Source organism: Mesorhizobium sp. AR10 (assembly GCF_024746795.1).
Taxonomy (GTDB): Bacteria; Pseudomonadota; Alphaproteobacteria; order Rhizobiales; family Rhizobiaceae; genus Mesorhizobium.
Window position 1 is genome coordinate 258320 of sequence record NZ_CP080524.1, and the last position, 24199, is coordinate 282518.

Annotated in this window: 16 protein-coding genes and 1 pseudogene; 7 read left to right on the forward strand and 10 right to left on the reverse strand. The window is 63.5% G+C overall.

Annotated elements, in window-relative coordinates:
* Window positions 1-40 precede the first annotated feature (40 nt).
* The gene (locus tag LHFGNBLO_RS04710; RefSeq protein ID WP_258604793.1) at window positions 41-454 is read right to left on the reverse strand and encodes a tellurite resistance TerB family protein; all 414 of its coding nucleotides are present in this window, start codon (window positions 452-454) and stop codon (window positions 41-43) included.
* A 156-nt stretch (window positions 455-610) separates the two neighbouring features.
* Here LHFGNBLO_RS04710 and LHFGNBLO_RS04715 point away from each other — a divergent pair, with 156 nt between their 5' ends.
* Window positions 611-2260, forward strand: a complete 1650-nt coding sequence (locus LHFGNBLO_RS04715) for a lysine--tRNA ligase (RefSeq protein ID WP_258604794.1) — start codon at window positions 611-613, stop codon at window positions 2258-2260.
* On the opposite strand, the gene LHFGNBLO_RS04720 is transcribed toward LHFGNBLO_RS04715, so the two are convergent.
* The 8 genes and pseudogenes from LHFGNBLO_RS04720 to LHFGNBLO_RS04755 form a co-directional block, all read right to left on the reverse strand.
* A complete protein-coding gene (locus tag LHFGNBLO_RS04720) occupies window positions 2223-3050 on the reverse strand; it encodes a thermonuclease family protein (RefSeq protein WP_258604795.1) in 828 nt (275 codons plus the stop codon). The two genes, LHFGNBLO_RS04715 and LHFGNBLO_RS04720, sit on opposite strands and share 38 nt — an antisense overlap.
* Before the next feature lie 10 nt (window positions 3051-3060).
* Window positions 3061-3711 carry a helix-turn-helix transcriptional regulator gene (locus LHFGNBLO_RS04725; protein WP_258604796.1) on the reverse strand — a complete coding sequence of 217 codons (651 nt, stop codon included), beginning with the start codon at window positions 3709-3711 and terminating at the stop codon, window positions 3061-3063.
* Between the two features lie 92 nt (window positions 3712-3803).
* Window positions 3804-4184 (reverse strand): annotated as a pseudogene (locus LHFGNBLO_RS04730) (thioesterase family protein); the annotation flags it as partial.
* A gap of 32 nt (window positions 4185-4216) precedes the next feature.
* Window positions 4217-6436 carry a 3-hydroxyacyl-CoA dehydrogenase NAD-binding domain-containing protein gene (locus LHFGNBLO_RS04735; RefSeq protein WP_258604799.1) on the reverse strand — a complete coding sequence of 740 codons (2220 nt, stop codon included), beginning with the start codon at window positions 6434-6436 and terminating at the stop codon, window positions 4217-4219.
* A 14-nt stretch (window positions 6437-6450) separates the two neighbouring features.
* Window positions 6451-7659 (reverse strand): acetyl-CoA C-acetyltransferase, encoded by a 1209-nt coding sequence (locus LHFGNBLO_RS04740; RefSeq protein WP_258604801.1) that lies wholly within the window; start codon window positions 7657-7659, stop codon window positions 6451-6453.
* Between the two features lie 31 nt (window positions 7660-7690).
* Window positions 7691-8863 (reverse strand): acyl-CoA dehydrogenase family protein, encoded by a 1173-nt coding sequence (locus LHFGNBLO_RS04745; protein WP_258604803.1) that lies wholly within the window; start codon window positions 8861-8863, stop codon window positions 7691-7693.
* 52 nt (window positions 8864-8915) lie between these two features.
* Window positions 8916-10712 (reverse strand): acyl-CoA dehydrogenase, encoded by a 1797-nt coding sequence (locus LHFGNBLO_RS04750; protein WP_258604804.1) that lies wholly within the window; start codon window positions 10710-10712, stop codon window positions 8916-8918.
* Window positions 10713-11007: 295 nt separating this feature from the next.
* Entirely contained in the window at window positions 11008-11469 is a 462-nt protein-coding gene (locus tag LHFGNBLO_RS04755; RefSeq protein WP_258604806.1) for a MerR family transcriptional regulator, read from the reverse strand.
* Window positions 11470-11908: 439 nt separating this feature from the next.
* Between LHFGNBLO_RS04755 and LHFGNBLO_RS04760 the strand changes: the two genes are divergently transcribed.
* From LHFGNBLO_RS04760 to LHFGNBLO_RS04775, 4 genes are all read left to right on the forward strand, one after another.
* Entirely contained in the window at window positions 11909-15979 is a 4071-nt protein-coding gene (locus LHFGNBLO_RS04760) for a peptidoglycan-binding protein (protein WP_258604807.1), read from the forward strand.
* Window positions 15980-16170: 191 nt separating this feature from the next.
* Window positions 16171-17094 (forward strand): sulfite exporter TauE/SafE family protein, encoded by a 924-nt coding sequence (locus LHFGNBLO_RS04765; RefSeq protein WP_258604809.1) that lies wholly within the window; start codon window positions 16171-16173, stop codon window positions 17092-17094.
* Window positions 17094-17882: a TIGR02186 family protein gene (locus LHFGNBLO_RS04770; protein WP_258604811.1), complete on the forward strand. Its 789-nt coding sequence runs from the start codon at window positions 17094-17096 to the stop codon at window positions 17880-17882. Before LHFGNBLO_RS04765 ends, LHFGNBLO_RS04770 begins: the two co-directional genes overlap by 1 nt.
* A 117-nt stretch (window positions 17883-17999) precedes the next feature.
* Window positions 18000-19256 (forward strand): Hsp70 family protein, encoded by a 1257-nt coding sequence (locus tag LHFGNBLO_RS04775; RefSeq protein ID WP_258604813.1) that lies wholly within the window; start codon window positions 18000-18002, stop codon window positions 19254-19256.
* 6 nt (window positions 19257-19262) lie between these two features.
* Here the strand turns inward: LHFGNBLO_RS04775 and LHFGNBLO_RS04780 are convergent, their stop codons facing one another.
* Window positions 19263-20153, reverse strand: coding sequence for a LysR family transcriptional regulator (locus LHFGNBLO_RS04780; RefSeq protein ID WP_258604814.1), 891 nt, complete (start codon window positions 20151-20153; stop codon window positions 19263-19265).
* Between the two features lie 380 nt (window positions 20154-20533).
* Between LHFGNBLO_RS04780 and LHFGNBLO_RS04785 the strand changes: the two genes are divergently transcribed.
* Together LHFGNBLO_RS04785 and LHFGNBLO_RS04790 are read left to right on the forward strand one after the other, a co-directional pair.
* A complete protein-coding gene (locus LHFGNBLO_RS04785) occupies window positions 20534-23464 on the forward strand; it encodes a molybdopterin oxidoreductase family protein (protein WP_258604815.1) in 2931 nt (976 codons plus the stop codon).
* Entirely contained in the window at window positions 23461-24195 is a 735-nt protein-coding gene (locus LHFGNBLO_RS04790) for a 4Fe-4S dicluster domain-containing protein (RefSeq protein ID WP_258604816.1), read from the forward strand. Before LHFGNBLO_RS04785 ends, LHFGNBLO_RS04790 begins: the two co-directional genes overlap by 4 nt.
* Window positions 24196-24199 lie beyond the last annotated feature (4 nt).

Consider the following 24199-nt stretch of genomic DNA (forward strand, 5'->3'; position numbering starts at 1 on the left):
TCTGATCCGGTTCCGGTCAGCTTTTTCTAGGGGCCTGGATTCAAGTCAGCGTGCGAAGGCGGGCCTTGGCGGCACGGCCGATGGCGGCCACGGTCAGCGTGTCGAGGTCGAGCTGGCGGCGGATGAGCTGCAGCACCCGCACCTCCTCCATGCGCATTTCGAGATCGACGGCCGCAACTTCGAAGGCCGCGGCATAGGCGGTATCGCGCAGCCGTTCGGGCAGCGCCTCGGCGACCAGCGCCAGAACGCCTTCCAGCCCGTCCTTTTCGTGCAGGCGCTTCTGACAGGCCTGGGCTACCGAGACCAGCCTGTCATGGCTGAAGTCCTGGAACACGGGCCATGAGCGAACGACGTCGCCGATCCGCGCCAGTTCGACGTCGGTCATGTCACGGTCGGAGGCCGAGGTGATGACCATCAGGTAGATCAGGGCTTCATGCGGTGTCGGCAATGGCATTTCTTGCTCCTTGAAACGGGCTCCGAAGGTAGGAACGCGGCCTCTGTGCCGCAAGGAAAAAACGCCGGGATCGTTGACGCTCCGGCCACGCACGCCTAGAGACCGGGCTGAACTCCACCTTCCGGCGATGCCGCGAATAATTTGGAAAACAGTGACATGGCGGGATCAAACATCGTCGATCTCAATCCCGAGGTGCTTGCGGCAGCGGCAGAAAGCAAGGCCTGGCCGTTCGAGGAAGCCAAAAAGATCATCGAGCGCTACAAGGACACGGGCTTTCCCGAGACCATCCTGTTCGAGACCGGCTATGGTCCGTCTGGCCTGCCGCATATCGGTACGTTCGGCGAGGTCGCGCGCACCTCGATGGTGCGCCACGCCTTCCGCGTGCTGACCAGGGACACCGTCAAGACCAAGCTCCTGTGCTTCTCCGACGACATGGATGGCATGCGCAAGATTCCCGACAACGTGCCGGATCGCGCCGCACTCGAGCCGCACTTGCACAAGCCGCTCTCGTCGGTGCCCAATCCCTTCGGCGGCGACTATGCGAGCTTCGCAGACCACAACAACGCGATGCTTTGCCGCTTCCTCGACACGTTCGGGTTCGACTACGAATTCGCCAGCGCGACGGCGTACTACAAGGCAGGCCGCTTCGACGCGATGTTGTTGCGCGCCGCCGAACGCTTCGACGAGATCATGGCGGTGATGCTGCCGACGCTCGGGCAGGAGCGCCAGGCGACCTACAGCCCGTTCCTGCCGATTTCCCCGAAGAGCGGCCGCGTGCTCTACGTTCCGATGAAGCATGTCGACGCCAAGGCCGGCACCATCACCTTCGACGATGACGGCACCGAGACCACGCTTTCGATAACGGGCGGCAGAGTGAAGCTTCAGTGGAAGCCGGATTTCGGCATGCGCTGGGCAGCGCTCGGCGTCGATTTCGAAATGTTCGGCAAGGACCACCAGACGAATGCGGTGGTCTACGACCGTATCTGCAACATTCTGGGCGGGCGGGCACCGGAGCACTTCGTCTATGAACTGTTCCTGGACGAGAACGGCCAGAAGATCTCGAAGTCGAAGGGGAACGGCATCACCATCGACCAGTGGCTGGCCTATGCGCCGACCGAAAGTCTCGGGCTCTACATGTACCAGCGGCCTCGGCAAGCCAAGAAGCTCTATTTCGACGTCATCCCGCGGGCCGTGGACGAGTACTACACGTTCCTCACCGCCTATGGCAGGCAGGATTGGAAAGAGCGGCTGGGCAATCCGGTCTGGCACATGCATGACGGCAACCCGCCAACGATCGACCTGCCGGTGCCGTTCTCGCTGCTGCTCAATCTCGTCAGTGCCTCCAACGCCCAGAACACGGATGTGTTGTGGGGTTTCATCTCGCGCCATGCGCCGGGCGTGACCCCTGCGACCCATCCCGAGCTCGACCAGCTGGTCGGTTATGCGATCCGCTATTTCGACGATTTCGTGAAGCCGGCCAAGGTGTACCGGGCCGCCGACGCGGTCGAGCGCGAGGCGCTGACGAAGCTCTCCGACGCGCTCGCCGCGTTGCCATCTGGGGCCAGCGGCGAGGCGATCCAGAACGCGGCCCTCAACGTCGCGCGCAAGATCGAACGCTACCAGGATCATTCCAAGCAGAGCCCGGAAGGTGGCCCGGGCGTATCAGGCGCCTTCTTCCAGATGATCTACCAGGTACTGATCGGACAGGAGCGGGGCCCGCGCTTCGGTTCGTTCGCAGCACTTTACGGCATTGCAGAGACCCGCGGGCTCATTGAGCGGGCGCTGGCTGGTCAGTTGGCGGCGTAGCCTCCGTCGCCGACGGATCGAGGATCTGCTGCGTCGTCGGTGCCGCCACGACAGGAGTTGGGGCCGGGGGCAGGCCCGAAAGATTGGGGGCGGCAGCAAAGATGCCCTTTTTCGCCGCGCGCGCCTTGTCGCCCGCTTCGACATAGCGACCGCCTGCTGCAGCGCGGGCCCAGCCATTCTCGACCAGCCATTGGCCAACATCCTGCTTGCCAATGCGGCACTCGGCGGCGATCAGGTCGCGGCCACCTTCCGGTGGCACTGCGCAGATCACGGCGCGGCCGCGCAGGAAGGCGCGGAATGCCGTCCGTGCCCGGATGCCACATGCCCATGACTTGCCGTCATCCGAACAGGTTTCGTCCTGCCTGATAATGTCGATTCCCGAGATGGCGACGGAATAGCCCTTCGCCTCGATCAATCCGGCAGCAGACGCGACCGGCTGAAAGAGCGGAGTTCCCTTCCAGTCGTCGGGCATCTTCGGCTTCAGCGGCACGGCCAGCGCCAGCTTGCCCAGCGGTGCGCGCGGCTCGACCCGCTCTAGCTCTTCGGCAGGAAGCTGCGGCGGCGCGACGATTTCAGGGTCGATTGCCCTGGAATGCACTGCCGGCTTTGCAGGCATGGCTTGAGGAATGGCTGAGGTGGCCGGCTCACTGGGCACGGTGTCAGCGTTCGCCTCGATCTTGTCGACGCCGACGTTGTCGTCCCCGCGTTGCAGGACGCGTCCGCCAGCGACCACCGCGGCAGCCATCGCCAGGATCGCCAGAGCAGCCACGACAGCGTGATGCGGACGCATCCGGCCGCCCCTACTGACTTGCCCAGACGATCCGCGCCACCCACTCGACATCATGCATGGGAATATCGCGGTCCGCGTGGTCGGGATTGAGCGAGACCAGCACAATCGACTTCGTTGTCTGGCGGTCGAGCACCTTGGCCATTACCTCGCCGGCATTGGTCTTGACGACGACACGGTCGCCCTTGCGGGTGACAGCGCCCGGCTCGACGATCAGCACGTCGCCATTGCGGTAGAGAGGCAGCATGGAATCGCCCTGGACCTTCAGTGCATAGGAGGTTTCGGTCGAGCTGGCCGGAAGCTCGACCAGATCCCAGCCCTGTCCGGCGGGGAAGCCGGCATCGTCGAAGAAGCCACCAGCGCCGGCCTGGGCGAAGCCGAGCAGCGGCACCGATGATCTCTGCGGGGGCAAAGACCCGGCGCCGGTTTTGCCCCGCCCCTCGACCAGCCCGGTGAATTCGTCGAGCGAGGCGCCCGTCGCCTCGATGATCTTGGCCAGCGATTCGGTCGACGGCCAGCGCGGCCGCCCGTCGGAGGACAGCCGCTTCGACTTGTTGAAGGCGGTCGAATCGAGACCCGCGCGCCTGGCCAGACCCGAGGCCGACAGCGAATAGCGCTCGGCCAGAGCGTCGATGGCGGCCCATACGCGGTCGTGCGAGAGCATATCTTGCTCTCCTCCAAAACAGGAAAAAATACCTTTTCCTTTCTAGTCTTCGATCGCGGATTTGTCCATCGGCAGACTGATCACAAGAGGGCTCAATCGCCGACCTTGGCCAGAGCACGTAGCCCTCGGTGGGAGGTCACGAAAATCCGCTCCGCCTCCGTCAGCGGACGCGGCTGAGCCGTGCGGCCAAGTGCTGCGACCACCTCGTCGATGGCGAGGAAGCGGCGGCTGGCGCGGTCGTAGACGCCGGCCGTGGTCATGATCGATGCAGCCGTTTCGCCATCGTCGAGGACGAAGCGATGTTTGCCGACAGCCTCGGTGCCTTGCCAGGTCTCGATCGAAGAGACCACTTCGAAGCGTCGCCACAATTTGATCTCGCGCACATAGACCAACTGCAGCCCGCCTATCATCGGCGCCCAGCCATTCTTTCTCGCCAGCCTGATGAGGCCGGCGCGCAGGAAAATGTCGATGCGGCTACAGCGCCCAGACATACATCGGAGCGGCGTTACGCCGCCTTCTTCGCCTCGTCTTTGGCGTAAGGATCGAAGCGCTGGTAGAAGGTCTCGCCCTTCTCGGCCATGTCGAGCAGCAGCTTGGGCGCCTTGAACTCGGCGCCGTATTTCTTCTGCAGGCCCTTGGCGATCCTGACGAATTCCCTGGCGCCGATGCCGTCGATGTAGGACAGCGCGCCGCCTGTATAGGGCGCGAAGCCGAAGGCTAGGATCGAACCGACATCGGCCTCCCGCGGATCGGTGACGATGCCTTCTTCCATCACCCGCGTCGCTTCCAGCGCGATGGTGAAGAGCAATCGCTGCTGCAGCTCCTCATAGTCGACCTTCTCCGGCGCTAGCTGCGGGTAGAGATCCTTCAGACCTGGCCAAAGCTTCTTCTTGGCCGGCTTTTGCGGATAGTCGTAAAAACCCTTGCCGTTCTTGCGGCCGAAGCGGCCATGGCTGTCGACCAGAGTGTTGATCAGCGCCATCTGCTTGGCGTCGACGGCCTTGTCGCCGAGATCCCTGATGGTCTGCTTCATGATCTTCTGGGCAAGGTCGATCGCCGTCTCGTCGGTCAGCGCCAGTGGACCGACCGGCATACCTGCGGCCTTTGCCGCGTTCTCGATCATCGGCGCCGGAACGCCCTCGATCAGCATCTTGTAGGCTTCCGACATGTAGCGCAGCACGCAGCGGTTGACGTAGAAGCCGCGCGTGTCGTTGACGACGATAGGCGTCTTCTTGATGGCGCGGACGAAGTCGATCGCAGTGGCCAGCGCCTTGTCGCCGGTCTTCTTGCCGAGAATGATCTCGACCAGCATCATCTTGTCGACCGGCGAGAAGAAATGGATGCCGATGAAATTCTTCGGCCGCGCCGAATTCTTCGCCAGCGACGAGATCGGAATGGTCGAGGTGTTCGACGCGAAGATCGCCGCCGGCTTCAGCACGGCTTCCGCCTGTTCGGTGGCGCCCTTCTTGACGGCTGAATCCTCGAACACCGCCTCGACCACCAGGTCGCAGCCGGCAAGGTCGGCATAGTCGGCCGTCGGCGTGATCAGCGACAGCAGCCTGTCCTTGTCCTCGGGCTTGGCGCGGCCCTTTTTCACCTGATCCGAGACCAAGCTTTCGGAATGCGCCTTGCCCTTGGCGGCGGACTCCATGTCGCGGTCGAGCAGCACCACCGGAATGCCGGCCTTGGCCGTCACATAGGCGATGCCGGCGCCCATGAAGCCGGCGCCGAGCACGCCGATCTTCTTGAACTTGGTTTCCGGCACGCCGGCCGGGCGGCGCGCGCCCTTGTTCAGTTCCTGCAGCGACACGAATAGCGAGCGGATCATAGCCGCCGCTTCCTTGGTCTGCATGATCTCGGTGAAATAACGCTGTTCGATGCGCAGGCCGGTGTCGAACGGCACCAGCAGGCCTTCATAGACGCATTTCAGGATCGCGGCTGCAGCAGGATAATTGCCAAAGGTCTCGCGACGCAGGATGGCGATGGCCGGCGGCCACAGATTGGCGCCCGCCACCGAATAGACCGGGCCGCCGGGCAGCTTGAAGCCCTTTTCGTCCCACGGCGCCACCGGCTTCAGGCCATTCTTGATCATCGCCTTGGCGGTTTCGACCAGCCTGGCCGGCTCGGCGATCTCATGGATCAAGCCCATCGCCTTGGCCTTCTGCGGCGAAAGCGTCTGGCCGGAGGTCAGCATCTGCAACGCCTGCTGCTGGTCGGTCAGCCGCGGCACGCGCTGGGTGCCGCCGGCGCCCGGGAAGATGCCGATCTTCACCTCGGGAAGCGCCATCTTGACCTTGTCGGAATCGGCCGCGACACGACCGTGGCAAGCGAGCGAAAGCTCGAACGCGCCACCCATGCAGGTGCCGTTGATCGCCGATACCCAGGACTTTCCGCAAGTTTCCAGCTTGCGGAACAGGCCGGTCATATAACCTGCATTGTCGAACAGCGCCTTGATCGCCTTGTCAGCGTCCTTGCCTTTTTCGGCGGCGTAGGCCGACAGCATCTTCTGCAGCATGGTGATGTCGGCGCCGCCCGAAAACGTGTCCTTGCCGGAGGTGATCACCGCGCCCTTGATGGCTGCGTCGCCCGCCACCTTGTCGACGATGGCGTTCAACTCCAGCATCGCCTCTTCGGTGAAGACGTTCATCGAACGGCCGGGCATATCCCAGGTGACCAGCGCGATGCCGTCGGCGTCGATATCGAGGGTGAAATTGGTGTAGCTCATGGTCTCTCTCCCCGTCAGACGCGTTCGATGATCGTTGCGGTGCCCATGCCGGCGCCGATGCACAGCGTCACCAGCGCGGTGTTCAGGTTTCGCCGCTCCAGCTCGTCCAGCACTGTGCCGAAGATCATGGCACCGGTGGCGCCGAGCGGATGGCCCATGGCGATGGCGCCGCCATTGACGTTGATCCGGTCATGCGGAATGTCGAAGGCCTGCATGTAGCGCAGCACCACCGATGCGAAAGCCTCGTTGAGCTCGAACAGGTCGATGTCGGACAGCTTCATCTTGGCGCGCTTCAACAGCTTCTCCGTCACGTCGACCGGACCGGTCAACATCAGCACCGGCTCGGAACCGATGTTGGCAAAAGCGCGGATGCGCGCGCGCGGCTTCAGGCCGAGCGTCTTTCCGGCCTTTTTCGAGCCGAGCAGAACGGCCGCCGCGCCATCGACGATGCCGGATGAATTGCCGGCATGGTGGACGTGGTTGACCTCTTCCACCTCAGGATGCTTCTGCACGGCGACGGCATCGAAGCCGCCCATTTCGCCGGGCATGACGAAAGACGGGTTGAGGGCTGCCAGCGACTGCATGTCGGTCGACGGCCGCATGTGCTCGTCATGGTCGAGGATGGTGAGCCCATTCTGGTCCTTGATGGGGATCACCGAATTCTTGAAGCGGCCGTCGGCCCAGGATTTGGCGGCACGCTTCTGGCTCTCGACGGCATAAGCGTCGACGTCGTCGCGCGAAAAACCGTATTTGGTGGCGATCAGGTCGGCCGAGATGCCTTGCGGCACGAACCAGCCGGGCAGACCAACCGAAGGATCCATGAACCAGGCGCCGCCGGACGCGCCCATGCCGACGCGCGACATCGATTCGACGCCGCCGGCAATGACGATCTCGTCGGCGCCTTGCGCGATCTTGGCGGCGCCAAAATTGATGGCGTCAAGACCGGAAGCGCAGAAGCGCGAGATCTGCATGCCGGGCGCCTTGGTGTCGTAGCCGGCCTCGAAAGCGGCAGCGCGCGGAATGACCGAACCCGCCTCGCCGACCGGATCGACGCAGCCGAAGATGATGTCGTCAACAGTGCCGGTGTCGAGCCCGTTGCGGTCGCGCAACGCTTCCAGCACCTTGGCGCCGAGCCGTACCGCCGGCACTTCGTGCAGCGAGCCATCCTTCTTGCCCTTGCCGCGCGGCGTGCGCACGGCGTCATAGACATAGGCTTCGGTCATTTTCTTGCTCCTTGGGTTTGCTGACAGTCGCTCAGAGAGAGCGTCCGATCAGCAATTTCATGATCTCATTGGTGCCGCCGTAGATGCGCTGGACGCGGGCGTCGCGGAACATGCGGGCGATCGGATATTCATTCATGTAGCCATAGCCGCCATGCAATTGAAGGCATTCGTCGACCACTTTTCCCTGCAGGTCGGACAGCCAGTATTTGGCCATCGAGGCCGTCACCGGGTCGAGGCCGCCATTGATGTGGCGGGCGACGCAGTCATTGTAGAAGACGCGGCCGATGGTCGCCTCGGTCTTCAGTTCGGCCAGCTTGAACTGGGTGTTCTGGAATTCGATGATCGCCTTGCCGAAGGCCTTGCGCTGCTTGACGTAGTCGATGGTCAGCGCCAGGGCGCGCTCGATCATGGCGATGGCGCCGGTACCGATCTGCAGCCGCTCCTGCGGCAATTGCTGCATCAGTTGGACAAACCCCTGCCCTTCCTCGTGGCCGAGCAGATTGGAGGTCGGCACGCGCATGTCGTTGAAGAACAGTTCCGACGTGTCGTTGGCCTTCAAGCCGATCTTGTCGAGGTTGCGGCCGCGCTCGAAACCATCCACCTCGTCGGTCTCGACGACGATCAGAGAGGTGCCCTTGGCGCCCTTGGCCGGATCGGTTTTGGTGACGATGATGATGAAATTGGCGAGCTGGCCGTTGGTGATGAAGGTCTTGGAGCCGTTGATCTTGTACTGGTTGCCATCCTTCTCGGCCCGCGTCTTGACACCCTGCAGGTCGGAACCGGCGCCCGGTTCGGTCATGGCGATGGCGCCGATCAGCTCACCGGTCGCCAGTTTCGGCAGCCACTTCTTCTTCTGCTCCTCCGAGCCGTAGTGGAGGATGTAAGGGGCGACGATCGAATTGTGCAGGCCGATGCCGAAACCGTCGACGCCGACATGGCCTATCGCCTCGATGATGGCGCTCTCATGCGCGAAGCTGCCGCCGGAGCCGCCATATTCCTCCGGCATCGAGGCGCAGAGCAGGCCGGCAGCGCCGGCTTTCAGCCAGCTTTCGCGGTCGACCATCTCGTTCTTCTCGAACTCGTCGTAGCGCGGGGCGATCTCCTCCGACATGAAGCGATGCGCCATGTCGTAGAGCATGCCGACCTCATCCGCCGCCCAGGCGGGCTTCGGCAAAGAGAGCACTTCTGCGGGATTTGTCGCCACGATTTCCTCCGCGTTCCGACAATTGTGGGTCGGCTGTGCCGACCCGCCAAACCTAGAACGCTTCCGCCGGCAGCGCCATTAGCGTGTCCGCGCCACTGGAAATGCGGGCGAGATGGGCTCCGGTTTCCGGCATGATGCGCTCCATGAAGAAGCGCGCCGTCACCAGTTTGTTGTCGTAGAAGGACGAAGACCCGTTGGCGCCGTTTGCCAGTTTGGCACCGGCCGCCTTGGCCATCTGCGCCCACATGTAGCCCAGCGCCACCAGGCCGAAGAGATGCATGTAGTCGGTTGAGGCCGCACCGGCATTGTCGGGCTTGGCCATGCCGTTCTGCACCAGCCACATCGTCGCCGCCTGCAGATCGTTGAGGCCCTTCTTCAGCGCCTTGGTGAAGGGCGCCATCTTATCGTCGGCGCGGTTTTCTTCGCAGAACTCGCCGACTTCCTTGAAGAAGGCCTGCACGGCGCGGCCGCCATTCAAGCCCAGTTTGCGGCCGACGAGGTCGAGCGCCTGGATGCCGTTGGCGCCTTCATAGATCATGGCGATGCGGGCATCGCGCACGAACTGGCTCATGCCGTGTTCTTCGATGTAGCCGTGACCGCCGAACACCTGCTGCGCCATCACCGCGTGGTCGAAACCCTTGTCGGTGAGCACGCCCTTGACCACAGGCGTCATCAGGCCGGTGTAGTCGTCGGCAGTCTGGCGGTCCTTGTCGTCACCGGAGCGGTGGGCGATATCCGACTTGATCGCCGTCCACAGCGCCAGCGCGCGACCGGCCTCGTTGAAGGCCTTCATGGTCATCAGGCTGCGGCGGATGTCAGGATGGACGATGATCGGGTCGGCCTTCTTGTCCGGCGCTTTTGCCCCGGATAGCGAGCGGCCCTGCAGGCGGTCCTTGGCGTAGGACACAGCGTTCTGGTAGGCGACCTCGGACAGAGAAAGCCCTTGCAGGCCGACGCCGAGGCGAGCCTCGTTCATCATCGTGAACATGGCCTTGAGGCCGCCATTGGCCTCGCCAAGCAGCGTGCCTTCCGCTTCGTCATAGTTCATGACGCAGGTCGAATTGCCATGGATGCCCATCTTCTCCTCGATCGAGCCGCAGGAGACCGTGTTCCTTTCGCCGGGATTGCCCGATGCATCGAGCTTGAGCTTCGGCACGATGAACAGCGAAATGCCCTTGACGCCTTCCGGCGCGCCTTCGATGCGGGCCAGCACCAGATGGACGATGTTGTCCGACATGTCGTGCTCGCCGGCCGAGATGAAGATCTTCTGGCCGGAAATTCTATAAGTGCCGTCGCCATTCGGCACGGCCTTGCTGCGCAGCAGCCCGAGGTCGGTGCCGCAGTGCGGTTCGGTCAGGTTCATGGTGCCGGTCCAGGAACCCTCGACCATCTTCGGCAACCATTTCGACTTCTGCTCGTCGGTGCCGTGGGTGATGATCGCCGCGATCGCGCCTTGCGTCAGACCGGGATACATCATCAGCGACATGTTGGCCGACACCATATATTCGGCGACCGCCGTATGCACCGCGTAGGGCAGGCCCTGGCCGCCAAATTCGACCGGTGCGGCCAGCCCCATCCAGCCGCCTTCGCGATACTGGTCGAAGGCCTCCTTGAAGCCTTTCGGCGTCGTCACCGAGCCGTCGGCATGGCGCACGCAGCCTTCCATGTCGCCGACGCGGTTCAGCGGCTGCATGACGTTTTCGGCGAGCCTGGCGCCCTCGGCAAGGATTGCCTCCACCACATCCGGCGTCGCGTCCGAAAATCCGGGAAGATTGGAATAGCGCTGGTAGCCCAGCACTTCGTTGAGCACGAACAGCGTGTCCTGGACCGGCGCCCTGTAGATCGGCATGCGTTTCCTCCACCATGCGGTCTTGGTCCCGAAATCAAGCCGTTTACGGCAAGCGGGCCAATGTTGAAGCCGGGATAGCAAAAATTGACGTTTGCGTAAACGTCAATTTTTTGATGCGACAAATTTTCTTCACCGCTCGCACAGAAGCGTAGCGGCGCGACGTCATGGAAGCCAGCACGGAGCGGCCCGCAATGTCTTCTTTTCGGGGTGGCCGCACGACAAAGAAAGAGCCGCGCGGCAACGCCACGCGGCTCTCATTCGTCAAAAGGCCGCTCTGAAGTGAGCGAAGCCGAGATTAACCGGCAGCGCTGGCCTGCGGCGCCGAGCGCTCGGCCAGCATCTGGCGCACCGCCGACATCGAGCCGCTCAGTTCGTTGATGGCATCGTCGATCAGTGCGCGCTGCTTCTGCAGGCGGGCAAGCTGCTTCTCCGACTTGTCGAGCGCCAGCCGCAACTGCTTGGTGTTGGAACCGGTCGGATCGTAGAGATCCATCATCTGCTTGACGTCGCGCAGCGAGAACCCAACCTTGCGGCCGAGCAGGATCAGCTTCAGACGAGCCTTGTCGCGGCGGGTGTAGAGACGGGTCGAACCGTCGCGCTGTGGGTTGAGCAGGCCCTTGTCCTCGTAGAAACGCAGCGTGCGCAGCGTCACGCCGTATTTCTTGGCCATCTCGCCGATGCGGACAAGATCCTCGCCGGATTCGTTCGATATATCATTGGTATTGGCCGCGGCTTCGCCGGGCGAAACAAGTTTCATGGTTACTGGCTTTCCCCGTCTGGTGGCGTCGCGGTCCCCAGACCTTGCGTCGCCTGAGTGGAAGCGGGGGCATGCTTCCAATCGTGGTTTCAACAAAAGGCGCGATCTGCGCCCCTTTTACGTTTACGTCAATTCTATATCGATAGCCGTCGAACGACGCAAGCATGTTCTGCGGGCAGAACCTTATGCCGCACCTGCCAACACCGTTGCAATTTCTTAAGCTTGGTTAACGCGTTGTTTACCACGTTGGGCGAAATGTGCGCATGTCGGTTACCCGTGTTTATCCTGTATCGAATTTTTCACGGTTTTTCGGAGCGCGGGTAAGGCCCCGGGAAGCTCGTCTTTCACCGTAGCAGAACAGCGCGGTCGCCTCGTGCCCGGCAGGGACTTTTGGGGAAAACTGGTTGCAAACCAGCAATTCTGAAAAACGGGCGCATCGATGAACAGCAAGCGGTCCTATCTCGATACACTCAACGCCGGCCGGCAGCGCAGGCCTCAGACCACGCTTGACGAGCTGAACCGTTCCCTGGAAACGCTGGAGCAGCGGCTGGAACGGACCCGCGAAGAAAGGGCGCAGCGCCCCGATCCGCGCCGACCGGGTGCGGAACCGCGCTACGCCAGCGCCCAGCCCTACGACCAGCCGCGCTGGTACGAGGATCCGCATCCCGCGCAGCGGTCGAAGAGCCCGGCGCCGGCAGCACCCGCCTTCGACCACAAATATCAGACGATCGCCCGAGACATCGACCGCGTGCGCGGCCAGGAAGACAGCGTCGCCGTGGTCGGCAAGATCGCCGGCGAGCTGCGCGGCCTGCGTGAGGAACTGCGTCACCAGATGACCGTCGGCTTGCAGCGCGAATTCGACGCGCTGCGCAAGGACATCGAGCGGGCCTTCCAGGCAAGCAGCCAATCGGGCGGCCAGCCGGGCAAGGGCAGCGCAGAACTCGGCGTCGAGTTCGAGCGGCTTTCCGGCGCCATCCAGACACTGGCCGAAAAGAGCGATGACAGAAGCGTCAACATGCTGCGGCTCGAGGTGGAACAGGTCAAGGTCGCGCTCGATACGCTGGCGCGCGAAGAAAGCGTGCAGGCGGTCGACCGCCGCTGGGACGATTTCGACCGCCGCTGGAGCGCTTTCGAAGACCGTGTCGATGCCGATCAGCGCAAACGATCGGATGCCCCCGGCCTGTCGATGCTTACCGACCGGCTGGAACAGATCAGCAATGCCGTCAACAATTTGCCTGAATCGCTGCAGCTGCGTTCGCTCGAGGAAAAGGTCCGCACGCTTGCCGGCGCGGTCGATCATTTCACCAGCCAGCAGGACAATCGCGGCAGCGACACGTTCGGCATGATCGACGAGCGGCTTGACGAGATTTCCCGTGCCATCGTCGCCTCGACCATCGCCGCGCAGGCCAATGCGTTCGACCCCGAGCCTTTCGAGCGCATCGAGAAGCGGATCGCTTCGCTTGCCCAGCAGATCGAGGAGGTCACGCAGGAACACCCGAGCCACGAAGTCATCGACCGCCTCAACATATTGTCGAACCGGGTCGACGATCTCGCCGGCCGGGCCAATCTGCCGGAACAGGCGATGGAGCGCCTCGGCAAGCAGATCGCCTTGATCGCCGACAAGATCGACCGCGGCCCGGCCATGCCGGACGCGGATTACATTTTCCAGGGGCTGGAACAGCGCTTCGACGTGCTGTCCGGCATGATGGAACACCGCCAGGGCGATGCTCTCGAACAGGGCAACATGCTGTTTCGCGATCTCGAACGGCGACTGGACGAGGTTGCCGACAGGCTTGACCAGCGTGTGCCGCAGGTCGACGGCGCCGTCATCATGGACGCCATCGACGCCCGCTTCACGGCGCTGGCCCAGCGTATGGAAACGCGCGTGCCCGACCCGGCCAACGAAGCCGCGATCCGCGGCCTGGAAAGCCGGCTCGAAGACATATCAAGCCGGCTGGAATCGTCGGCGGCGCAAGTCGCCGGCATCGACCCGGCGCTGATCCGCAGCCTAGAGGCGCAGGTCGCCGGCCTGTCGGACCATCTGTCCAAGCCCGGCACGCCGCTGCCGGAGTTCGAGGACATCAGCCCGCGCCTCAACGAAATCGAGAAGTCGCTGGCCGGAACTCGCGATTCCATCATGGGTGCTGCGCGCGAGGCGGCCGAGAGTGCCGTGCGTTCGCTGGCCGGCTCCAGCGCCAACACGGCGGCTGTTTCCGGCCTCGCCCAGGATTTGAAGACGCTCGAATCCCTGACCCGCCGTTCCGACGAACGCAATTCGCGGACGTTCGAGGCCATCCACGACACGCTGCTCAAGATCGTCGACCGCCTGGGTTCGCTGGAAACCAGCGAGCCGATGGAGGCCGTGAGCGAACTCTTGGACACGCAGCCGGCCGAGCCGGCGCGCGCGCGGACGGCGCGCGCCGCACGCGCCGCCAAAATCGCGGTGCAGGATGCGCCTTCGATGGATATCGACCAGCCGCTGCCGCTGACGGGAGACATGGCCGATCTCGACGACCGCGTCGCCGCGATCATGCGCAACGAGCCCGGTTCTCATGACCCGGGTACGCATGGCGACCTGGATACGCATGGCGATCTCGACACGCGCAGCGACCTGGGTATGCGCAGCAACCTGGGTACGCGTGGCGACCTGGGCTCGCTTGGCGAACCGGGCACGCGCACACCGGCCGAAGCTGCCGCCGCTGCCGCCATGGCGGCGCTTGGTTCGGACACCACCCGGCAGAAAAGCGGGCAGCCCGGCAGCAAGAAATCGCTGTTCGGTGGACTGGCGCGCGCCTTCAAGGGCAAGAAGGAAGCAGACACCCCGCCACTTGCCGGCTCGGCGCCGAACGTCGACATACCGAGCGTCGATCTCGACGAGCCGCTCGACCCGAAGCTCGCCAACCGGCCGCTGGAACCCGGTTCGGGCGCACCGGACCTCAACGCAATCATGAAACGCGTGCGCGACGAACGCGGCCAGCCGGTCCGGCACAGCGATACCGATGCGTCGAAGTCCGACTTCATTGCCGCAGCCAGGCGGGCGGCGCAGGCGGCAGCGGCAGAGGCCGAAGCCCTGAAACGCCAGTCGACGATGAGCGGCCCGGTGAAGGCGCTGAGGATCGGCGACCTGCTCAAGGCTCGGCGCAAGCCGATCCTGATGGGGGCCATCGCAATCATGCTCGCCCTTGCCGGCCTGCAACTTGGCAAGGCTTTCTTCACCGACCCTGTTGAAATGGCCAGCCACAATGCGGCGCCGATCGTTGCCGCACAACCGATGGAAACGGCTGCGGTCAGTGCCACAAGCCAGCCGAAGGCAGAGACGCCAGTTGCGGCGCAAGACGCGCCGGCCCGTGTCGTCAGGCAAGCAGAACCCTCCGAACCGGCAGCCAAGGACGAGATGCCGGCGCAAATTGCCTCAGCCATGCCATCCAACATCGAAGCACCGATGGACAATGTGGCTGCGCCGGCTTCGGCACCGTTTCCTGAGCCGGCGGCGCCGGCAACGGACGCGATGGCCGCATCCATCCCGGATGCTGCTGAACCGGCGGCGTCAGATGCTGGCGCTCAGCCTATGGCCACCGCACCAGCCGCGCCCTCCCAGGATACGACCGGCGCAGTCCCGCCTGCCGATGCTTCAACGGCGGCAACCGCCGCCAAGATCGACATCCCGGCCGATGCCGGCCCCGCCGCCTTGCGTGATGCGGCTGCCGGCGGCGACGCCAAGGCGCTGTTCGAGATCGGTTCGCGCTACGCCGAATCGCGCGGGGTCAAGGAAGACCTGGCGGCGGCGGCCAAATGGTACGAGAAATCAGCCGAGCTTGGCTTTGCACCGGCCGAGTACCGTATCGGCAATTTCTACGAGAAGGGCATCGGTGTCGCCCGCGACGTCAAGAAGTCGAAGACCTGGTACCAGCTCGCTGCCGAGCAAGGCAACGCCAGCGCCATGCACAACCTCGCCGTGCTCTTCGCCATGGCGGCGGACGGTGTGACCGACAATGAATCGGCGGCGCACTGGTTCCAGGCAGCAGCCGACCTCGGCGTCAAGGACAGCCAGTTCAATCTGGGCATCCTGGCGGCAAAGGGCGTCGGCATGAAGCAGAACCTCGAGGAATCCTACAAATGGTTCGCGCTCGTCGCCAAGACCGGCGACAAGGACGCGGCGGCCAAGCGCGACGAGATCGCCAATGCGCTCAGGCCCGAGCAGCTGGAGCGCGCGCGCGCCGCCACCGAGCTGTGGAAGGCCAAGGCGCTCGAGCCGGCGGCGAATTCGGCCGACATCCCTGAATCATGGCAGGAAGGCACGCCGCAGACGACCGCCAGCGTCGACATGAAGAAGGCCGTCAAGAACATCCAGCTCATCCTCAACAAGAACGGCTATGAGGCCGGTGGCGCCGACGGCGTGATGGGTCAGAAGACCAAAGACGCGATCATGGCTTTCCAGACCGACAACAAGATGACGGCAACGGGGCTGGTCGACGAAAAGCTGATCAAGGCGCTGTTGGCGCGCAAATAACGGCAGATGCGTCGCTTCCGCGACGCCACCGCCACACATTTGCCTGTTAACTGATTGAGATGTTTTTTGTTTCGGCGACGCGGCGCGGTTTGACTTCGCCGCCTTGCCGGCGCAAGAACGAGACAGCTTTTCGGCGCAAAATGCCCGCAACGGTTGCATTCGCCTGGGGCAAAACTGATCGAGACTGACGGGTGGGCATCTATCTCCCGATCGCGGAACTTTCCGTCAACGTCTTCGTGCTGCTGGCCATGGGCGCGGCGGTGGGATTTCTGTCGGGCATGTTCGGAGTGGGGGGCGGCTTTCTCATCACGCCGCTGCTGATCTTCTACAACATCCCGCCGGCGATCGCGGTCGCCACTGGCGCCAATCAGGTCATCGCCTCCTCCTTCTCCGGGGCCCTGTCGCACATGAAGCGCGGCACGCTCGACTTCAAGCTCGGTGGCGTGCTGCTGGCCGGCGGCATTGTCGGTTCCACCGGCGGCATCTTTGTCTTCGCCTTCCTGCGCCGGCTGGGCCAGCTCGACCTGTTCATCTCGCTGCTCTATGTCGTGCTGCTCGGCACTGTCGGCGGGCTGATGCTGGTCGAGAGCGTCAATGCGCTGCGCGCCACCCGCAGCGGTGCTGCACCCGTGCTGAAGAAGTCCGGCCAGCACAACTGGATCCACCGGCTGCCGCTGAAGATGCGCTTCAGGGCGTCGAAGCTGTTCGTCAGCGTCATCCCGGTGCTTGGCCTGGGCGCCGGCATCGGCTTCCTGTCGTCGATCATGGGCGTCGGCGGCGGCTTCATCATGGTGCCGGCGCTGATCTACCTCCTGAAAGTGCCGACCAACGTCGTCATAGGCACCTCGCTGTTCCAGATCATCTTCACCTCGGCCTATACCACGCTGGTCCACTCCACGACCAACCAGACGGTCGACGTCATGCTCGCCTTCCTGTTGATGGCAGGCGGCGTCGCAGGCGCGCAATATGGCGCCAAGGCCGGGCAGAAGTTGCGCGGCGAACAGCTCAGGGCGCTGCTGGCGTTGCTGGTGCTGGCGGTTGCCATCCGGCTTGCCATCGATCTCTTCGTCACACCGCCCAACCTCTATTCGCTGTCCGGCGTGGGCCTGAACTGATGGCGGAGCTGAGGACGTTCGTGGCCGCTGCTTTCCTGTCGCTTCTCGCCGCGGGGTCGCCGGGGCAAGCGCAGACGCCGATGGAAAGCATCCAGATCGGCCTGTCTACCGACGCCGTGTCGATCACCGCCGACTTCTCCGGCGCCGACCTCACCATCTTCGGCTCGCTGGAAAACGCCGACCCGCTGGTCGCACGCCAGGGACGCTATGATGTCATCGTCGTGCTCGAAGGCCCGGCCCGGCCGGTTGTCGTGCGTCGCAAGGACCGGGTGCTCGGCATCTGGGTCAACCTGGAGTCGGAGACCTTCGAGAACGTACCGATGTCCTATTCCGTGGCGACGACGCGGCCGCTCCAGGACATCACCGAACCGAACAGCTACAAGCAACTGTCGCTCGGCGCCTCCAACCTCTACATGAAGCCGGCCGACGCCGGCGACAGCCCGGCGACGATCGCGGAATTCACCACAGCACTGCGCGAGCGCAAGTCGGCAACCGGCCTCTACAGCGAGAATGTCGGCGGCGTGCAGTTCCTGTCGCAGAACCTGTTCCGCGCCACGGTCAGGCTCGCCCCCAACGTTCCGGTCGGCACCCACAAGGCTCGCGCCTTCCTGTTCAAGAGTGGTTTGTTCATCAAGGAAAGCTCCGCCCAGCTCGAAATCCGCAAGTCCGGTTTCGAACAGTCGATCTTCCGTGCCGCGCACGACTATTCATTTCTCTACGGCGTCTTTGCCGTATCGCTGGCCATGCTGACTGGTTGGCTCGGAAGGCTGATCTTCAGACGAGATTAGGACCAGCTTTTTCCGAAAGGTGGTTTCCCTTTCAAGGGTCATGCGTTAGACCGCGCTCTCCCCGGGCTGGCCGGACATGAGCTGCCGCTCCCCAAAGACAATTACAGGAACCCTGCGATGCGACCAGCATTCGGCGGTATCGACTTCGGCACGTCAAATTCCACCGTCGGTGTGGTCAGCAACGGCCAGCCGCGGCTTGTGGCGCTGGAAGACGGCCAGGTGACACTGCCCAGTGCGGTGTTCTTCAACTTCGAGGACAACCGCACCTATTTCGGGCGTGGCGCCATCGCCAACTACACCGACAGCATCGAAGGCCGCCTGATGCGCTCGCTGAAGAGCGTGCTCGGCAGTTCGCTCGCCCATGAAAAGACGCGCATCAAATCTCGCTCGATCGGCTTCATGGAGATCGTCGGCCTGTTCGTCGGCCATCTGAAGAAGAGGCTGGACGAGCACGCCCATGACACAGTCGAGAGCGTCGTGCTCGGCCGTCCCGTGCAGTTTGTCGACGACGATGCCGAGGCCGACGCAAAGGCCCAGGGTGAGCTCGAAACCGCAGCACGCGCCCAGGGTTTCAAACATATCGCTTTCCAGTTCGAACCGATCGCGGCTGCACTCGACTACGAGCAGAAGGTTACGCGCGAAGAACTGGCGTTGATCGTCGACATGGGCGGCGGCACGTCAGACTTCTCGGTCGTGCGGGTCTCGCCGCAACGCGCGCGCGCCCTCGACCGCAAGGATGACATCCTGGCCAGCCGCGGCATCCACATCGGCGGCACCGACTTCGACCGGCTGCTGAGCATCGCCCATGTGATGCCGCAACTCGGCTATCTCTCGCCGACAAAGGACGGCAAGCGCAATTTGCCGGCCAGCTATTTCATCGACCTGGCGACATGGCAGCGCATCAACCTGGTCTACACCGCCAAAGCGATGACGCATCTGCGCCAGATCCGCTACGAGGCGGAACGCGCCGACCTGGTCGACCGCTTCATCCACATTGTCGAACATCGTTATGGCCACGCGCTGGCCGCTCTGGTCGAAAGGGCCAAGATCGAGCTGACGGATCAACTGTCCGCGCATGTCGCGGTTGCTCTGCCTGGGGTGGAGTTCGCGGCTGAAATTACCCGCGGCGGACTCGAGGCCACGATCGCGAGGGACATCGAGCGGGTCACCGCCACGGTCGCGCAGACCATTCGGGATGCTCAAGTGAAGCCCGCAGAGATCACGGCGGTGTTCCTGACCGGCGGATCGACGGCAATACCACTGGCCCGGCAGCAGATCCTGGGGCTGCTGCCGCAGGCGTCCGTCATCGAAGGCGACATGTTCGGCTCGGTAGGACTTGGGCTGGCGCTGGACGCACAGCGGAAGTTCGGCTGAGTCTTCCTACTCCGGCAGCTTCGCCCCCAGATGCGCCTTGAGCGCCATCTGTGCCAGGCTCGCCTGCCGGTCGCGATGCGTGATCATGGCGAAATCCCTCTTCGGCAGGTCGATCGGTACCGATCGCAGGCTGCCCTCGGCAACCGCGCGCGCGACGACGAGCTCCGAAATGATCGTGGCGCCGGCGCCGGCCTCGACCGCCTGGCGAATGGCCTCATTGCTCGGCAGCACCAGGAAAATCTGCAGCTCGGCGAACGAAATCCCCTCGCGGCTTGCAACATCCTCCAGCACCTCGCGCGTGCCCGAGCCAGCTTCGCGGATGATCCAGCGTAGCCCCCTGATATCGGGACGCCCGCGCGCGACTTCGGCGAAGTGTGGATGCGAACGCGCCACGACCAGCATCATGCGATCGACGTCGACTTTGGCGCGCCGGAGGATGTCGGATTCTGTGCGCCCCTCGACCAGGCCGAAGTCCGCCGTGCCATCGAGGACATTGGTCTCTACCTGCCTGGTGTTACCGATGGTGACGCTCAGCCTGACGGCGGGATAAGCTTCGTGGAAGGTGGCCAGCCGGCGTGGCAGCCAGTAGCTGGCGATCGTCTGGCTGGCGGCGATCGAAAGGCTGCCTGATATCGTCTGCGAGACATGTTCCAGCACATTGTTGGCAGCCGCCGCCCGTTCGAGGACGGCCTTGGCCTCGGGCAGGAACCTGAGCCCGGTCTGGGCCAGCTCGATGTTGCGGCCGACCCGGTTGAACAGCTTGACGCCGTGCTGCTGTTCAAGTGAGCGGATGGCGGCCGAAGCCGCCGACTGGGAAATACCCAGCAACTCGGCCGCCTTGGTCATATGCCCGCGCTCGGCGACCGCGACGAAGATGCGCAACTGGTCAAGTGTCATATCGAATTAAGAAGCAAAATCGATCGGAATTACAAGAGCAACTTGTTAGACAGATCGATTGCTTTGTTCTAAGTTCTTGCGTGAAATTGGAAAAAAATCGCGCACTACAGCGCCGCGCGTCCACTTGGACGCGCAAAGGACGCTGTAGAAATTTGATTGGCGCATGATCCTTTCCGAAAATCGATTCCGATTTTCGGGGTCATGCGCGAGTCGCGAAGGTTAGAAATGATGGGGCGGTTTAGGTCTTTGTTCGCACATTGGACGCGCAGTCTGAAGCGGCGCGTCGCTGGCGAACGTTACCACCCTGAGCAGCACTATATGCGCGGTCCCGGACCCAAGACGAGAGCCAAGAACGCGGACCGCAAAAGCGCCCCCAGATCATGAGCAACGGAGCGCCGCGCGGCGCCAATTCCGCACCGTCCCAAGGGCCGCTTGCCGACACGCGCGCGCCTGACGAAGGCGACGGCGTCGACACCTCGCCAAGCATCTCTGACAGCATCGCCAAGACCACCTGTTACATGTGCGCCTGCCGCTGCGGCATCGACGTCCATATCAAGGATGGCAAGGTCCGCTACATCAACGGCAACAAGGATCATCCGGTCAACCGCGGTGTGCTGTGCGGCAAGGGCAGCGCCGGCATCATGCAGCATTACAGTCCGGCGCGGCTGAAGAAGCCTCTCTTGCGCAGCGGTCCGCGCGGCTCGGGCGAGTTCCGTGAGATCGAGTGGGAAGAAGCCTTCTCGATCGCGACGCACCGGCTGTCGAACATCCGACGGACCGATCCCAGGAAATTCGCCTTCTTTACCGGGCGCGACCAGTCGCAATCGCTGACCGGCTGGTGGGCGAGCCAGTTCGGCACGCCGAATTTCGCCGCCCATGGCGGCTTCTGCTCGGTCAACATGGCCGCCGGCGGCCTCTACACGATCGGCGGCTCGTTCTGGGAGTTCGGCGAACCCGACTGGGACAACACCAGATACTTCATGCTGTTCGGCGTTGCCGAGGACCACGATTCCAATCCGATCAAGATCGGCCTGGGCAAACTCAAGGCGCGCGGCGCCAAGGTAGTTTCGATCAATCCGTGCCGTACCGGCTACAACGCTATCGCCGACGACTGGATCGGCATCAGGCCGGGCACCGACGGCCTGTTCGTGTTTGCCCTCATCCATGAATTGCTGAAGGCCGGCCGCGTCGACCTCGACTATTTGCTGCGCTACACCAACGCGCACGTGCTGGTCATCCAGGAGCCGGGTGCTGCCGACGACGGGTTGTTTGCGCGCGACGGCGACGGCAATCCGCTGGCCTGGGACCGGGCGGCCAAGACGCCCATCAACGCCGCCGATGCCAACGCGAAACCGGCGCTGACCGGCAGCTTCACCATCGACGGCCGCCGCTGCGTGCCGGTGTTCCAGCTCGTCGCCGACCGCTATCTGGACGAGAGTTATGCACCCGATGCGGTGGCCGGGCGCTGTGGCGTCTCAGCCGACACGATCCGCCGGATCGCTGCCGAACTGGCTCACGTCGCCTTCGAACAAACGATCGAACTGCCGGTGGCATGGACAGACTGGGCCGGTCGCCGGCACGAGACGATCAAGGGACGGCCTGTGTCGATGCATGCCATGCGCGGCATCTCGGCCCATTCGAACGGTTTTCACACTTGCCGTGCCATCCACCTGCTTCAGGTGCTGCTGGGGACAGTGGACGTTCCCGGCGGATTTCGTTTCAAGCCGCCTTATCCCCGGTCGGCGCCGCCGGAACTGAGGCCCGCGGGCAGAAACGTCAAGCCGATGACGCCGCTGGAAGGCATGCCGCTCGGTTTCGTCTGCGGGCCGGAAGATCTGCTGGTCGATGATGCCGGCACGCCTGTTCGTATCGACAAGGCCTATTCCTGGGACACGCCGCTTGCCGCGCACGGCCTGATGCACACGGTGATCCGCAACGCCTGGGCCGGCGATCCCTACAAGATCGACACGCTCATGATGTACATGTCCAACATGGCCTGGAATTCGTCGATGAACACCGTCGAGACGATGGCGATGCTGACCGACACCGACGAGGCCGGAAACTACAAGATCCCCTTCATCATCTATTCCGACGCTTATTATTCCGAGACCGTGCCGTTCGCCGATCTGGTGCTGCCGGACACCAGCTATCTCGAACGGCATGACTGCATCAGCCTGCTCGACCGGCCGATCAGCCACGCCGACGGGCCGGGCGATGCCATCCGCCATCCCGTCGTCGAGCCGGACCGCGATGTCAGGCCGTTCCAGTCGGTGCTGATCGAGCTCGGCGCGCGGCTGGGACTGCCCGGTTTCGTCAACGACGACGGCGCGGCCAAATACAGCGACTATGCCGACTACATCGTCAACCACGAGCGCACGCCGGGCATCGGCCCGCTTGCCGGCTGGCGCGGCAAGGACGGGACCTCGATCGGTCGAGGCGAGGTCAATCCCGACCAGCTGCAGCGCTACATCGACAATGGCGGCTTCTGGCACCATGATTTTGCCGACGACCAGCGCTACTACAAGATGGCCAACCGTTCCTATCTCGACTTCGCCGAGAGCATGGGCTTCATCCCGAAAGCCGAGCCGATCGTCTTCCAGCTTTACTCCGAGCCGCTCCAGCGCTTCCGCCTCGCCGCACGCGGCCATGGAAAGGTGCTGCCGCCGGAGTCAGAGCGCGATCGAATCGCGACCTATATGGACCCGCTGCCGTTCTGGTACACGCCGTTCGAGGAGGCCAGCGTCGACCTGCAGAAATATCCGTTGCATGCGCTGACCCAGCGGCCGATGCACATGTACCATTCCTGGGGATCGCAGAACGCCTGGCTGCGGCAAATCACCAGCCAGAACCGGCTGTTCGTGCATCAGCAGACCGCCGCCGGCCTCGGGCTCATCGATGATGACTGGGTGTGGATCGAGAGCATCAACGGCAAGGTCAAGGGACAGATCAAGCTGGTCGACGGCGTCAACGCGGATACGGTGTGGACCTGGAACGCCATCGGCAAGCGCCGCGGCAGCTGGGGGCTGAAGGACGATGCCGCTGAGAGCAATCGCGGCTTCCTGCTCAACCACATCATCGGCGACCAGACTTCTGCCGACGCAAATGGCAAGCGCTATTCGAATTCCGATCCTGTCACGGGACAGGCGGCGTGGTTTGATCTGCGCGTCCGCATCGTCAAATGCGCAGCCGAGGAGGCCGGCTTCACCGAACCGCAGTTCGAGCGCTTCCAGCAACCGCCGCATGTCGACCCCTCGCCCGACAAGCTCAGTTTCGGCGCCGAGTTCCGACTTGAACGGGAAAGAGCCCAATGACCTGCCTCCCCGCTCATACCGACAAGAGGCTCGGCCTGGTCATCGACCTCGACACCTGCGTCGGCTGCCAGGCCTGCGTAACCGCCTGCAAGGAATGGAACACCGGCGGCCACATGGCGCCGCTGACCGACATCGACCCCTATGGCGGCAATGTCGACGGCGTCTGGTTCAACCGCGTGCACAGCTATGAACACACGACCGAGATGGGCGGGCGCACGGTCAATTTCCCGCGCTCCTGTCTGCATTGCGAGACGCCGGCCTGCGTCACCGTCTGCCCGACTGGCGCCTCCTACAAGAGAAGCTCGGACGGCATCGTGCTGATCGACGAGGACAAGTGCATCGGCTGCAAATTGTGCAGTTGGGCCTGTCCCTATGGCGCTCGCGAGTTCGACACCGATGTCGGCGTGATGAAGAAATGCACGCTGTGCGTCGACCGCATCTACAACGACAATCTGGCCGAGGAAGACCGCGTGCCGGCCTGCGTCGCCGCTTGCCCGACCAGCGCCAGGCATTTCGGCGATCTCGGCGATCCCCTGTCGGCGGTCTCGCAACTGGTTGCCGAGCGCGGCGGCGTCGACCTGATGCCGGAACTCGGCTATCGTCCGACCAACAAATATTTGCCGCCGCGCGCCCACAGCACGCGCGCCGCATCGGTGGCCGCACCTGCGCTTGAGCCGGTGCGGGCCGAAGGCGGCTTCCTTGGCTGGGTCGACCGCATGCTTTCGAACTGACCAG

Bases quoted from the DNA above. Each gene is read 5' to 3' on its own strand.
- LHFGNBLO_RS04710 (WP_258604793.1), bottom strand. From the start codon at position 454: ATGCCATTGCCGACACCGCATGAAGCCCTGATCTACCTGATGGTCATC.
- LHFGNBLO_RS04715 (WP_258604794.1), top strand. From the start codon at position 611: ATGGCGGGATCAAACATCGTCGATCTCAATCCCGAGGTGCTTGCGGCA.
- LHFGNBLO_RS04720 (WP_258604795.1), bottom strand. From the start codon at position 3,050: ATGCGTCCGCATCACGCTGTCGTGGCTGCTCTGGCGATCCTGGCGATG.
- LHFGNBLO_RS04725 (WP_258604796.1), bottom strand. From the start codon at position 3,711: ATGCTCTCGCACGACCGCGTATGGGCCGCCATCGACGCTCTGGCCGAG.
- LHFGNBLO_RS04735 (WP_258604799.1), bottom strand. From the start codon at position 6,436: ATGAGCTACACCAATTTCACCCTCGATATCGACGCCGACGGCATCGCG.
- LHFGNBLO_RS04740 (WP_258604801.1), bottom strand. From the start codon at position 7,659: ATGACCGAAGCCTATGTCTATGACGCCGTGCGCACGCCGCGCGGCAAG.
- LHFGNBLO_RS04750 (WP_258604804.1), bottom strand. From the start codon at position 10,712: ATGCCGATCTACAGGGCGCCGGTCCAGGACACGCTGTTCGTGCTCAAC.
- LHFGNBLO_RS04755 (WP_258604806.1), bottom strand. From the start codon at position 11,469: ATGAAACTTGTTTCGCCCGGCGAAGCCGCGGCCAATACCAATGATATA.
- LHFGNBLO_RS04760 (WP_258604807.1), top strand. From the start codon at position 11,909: ATGAACAGCAAGCGGTCCTATCTCGATACACTCAACGCCGGCCGGCAG.
- LHFGNBLO_RS04770 (WP_258604811.1), top strand. From the start codon at position 17,094: ATGGCGGAGCTGAGGACGTTCGTGGCCGCTGCTTTCCTGTCGCTTCTC.
- LHFGNBLO_RS04775 (WP_258604813.1), top strand. From the start codon at position 18,000: ATGCGACCAGCATTCGGCGGTATCGACTTCGGCACGTCAAATTCCACC.
- LHFGNBLO_RS04780 (WP_258604814.1), bottom strand. From the start codon at position 20,153: ATGACACTTGACCAGTTGCGCATCTTCGTCGCGGTCGCCGAGCGCGGG.
- LHFGNBLO_RS04785 (WP_258604815.1), top strand. From the start codon at position 20,534: ATGAGCAACGGAGCGCCGCGCGGCGCCAATTCCGCACCGTCCCAAGGG.
- LHFGNBLO_RS04790 (WP_258604816.1), top strand. From the start codon at position 23,461: ATGACCTGCCTCCCCGCTCATACCGACAAGAGGCTCGGCCTGGTCATC.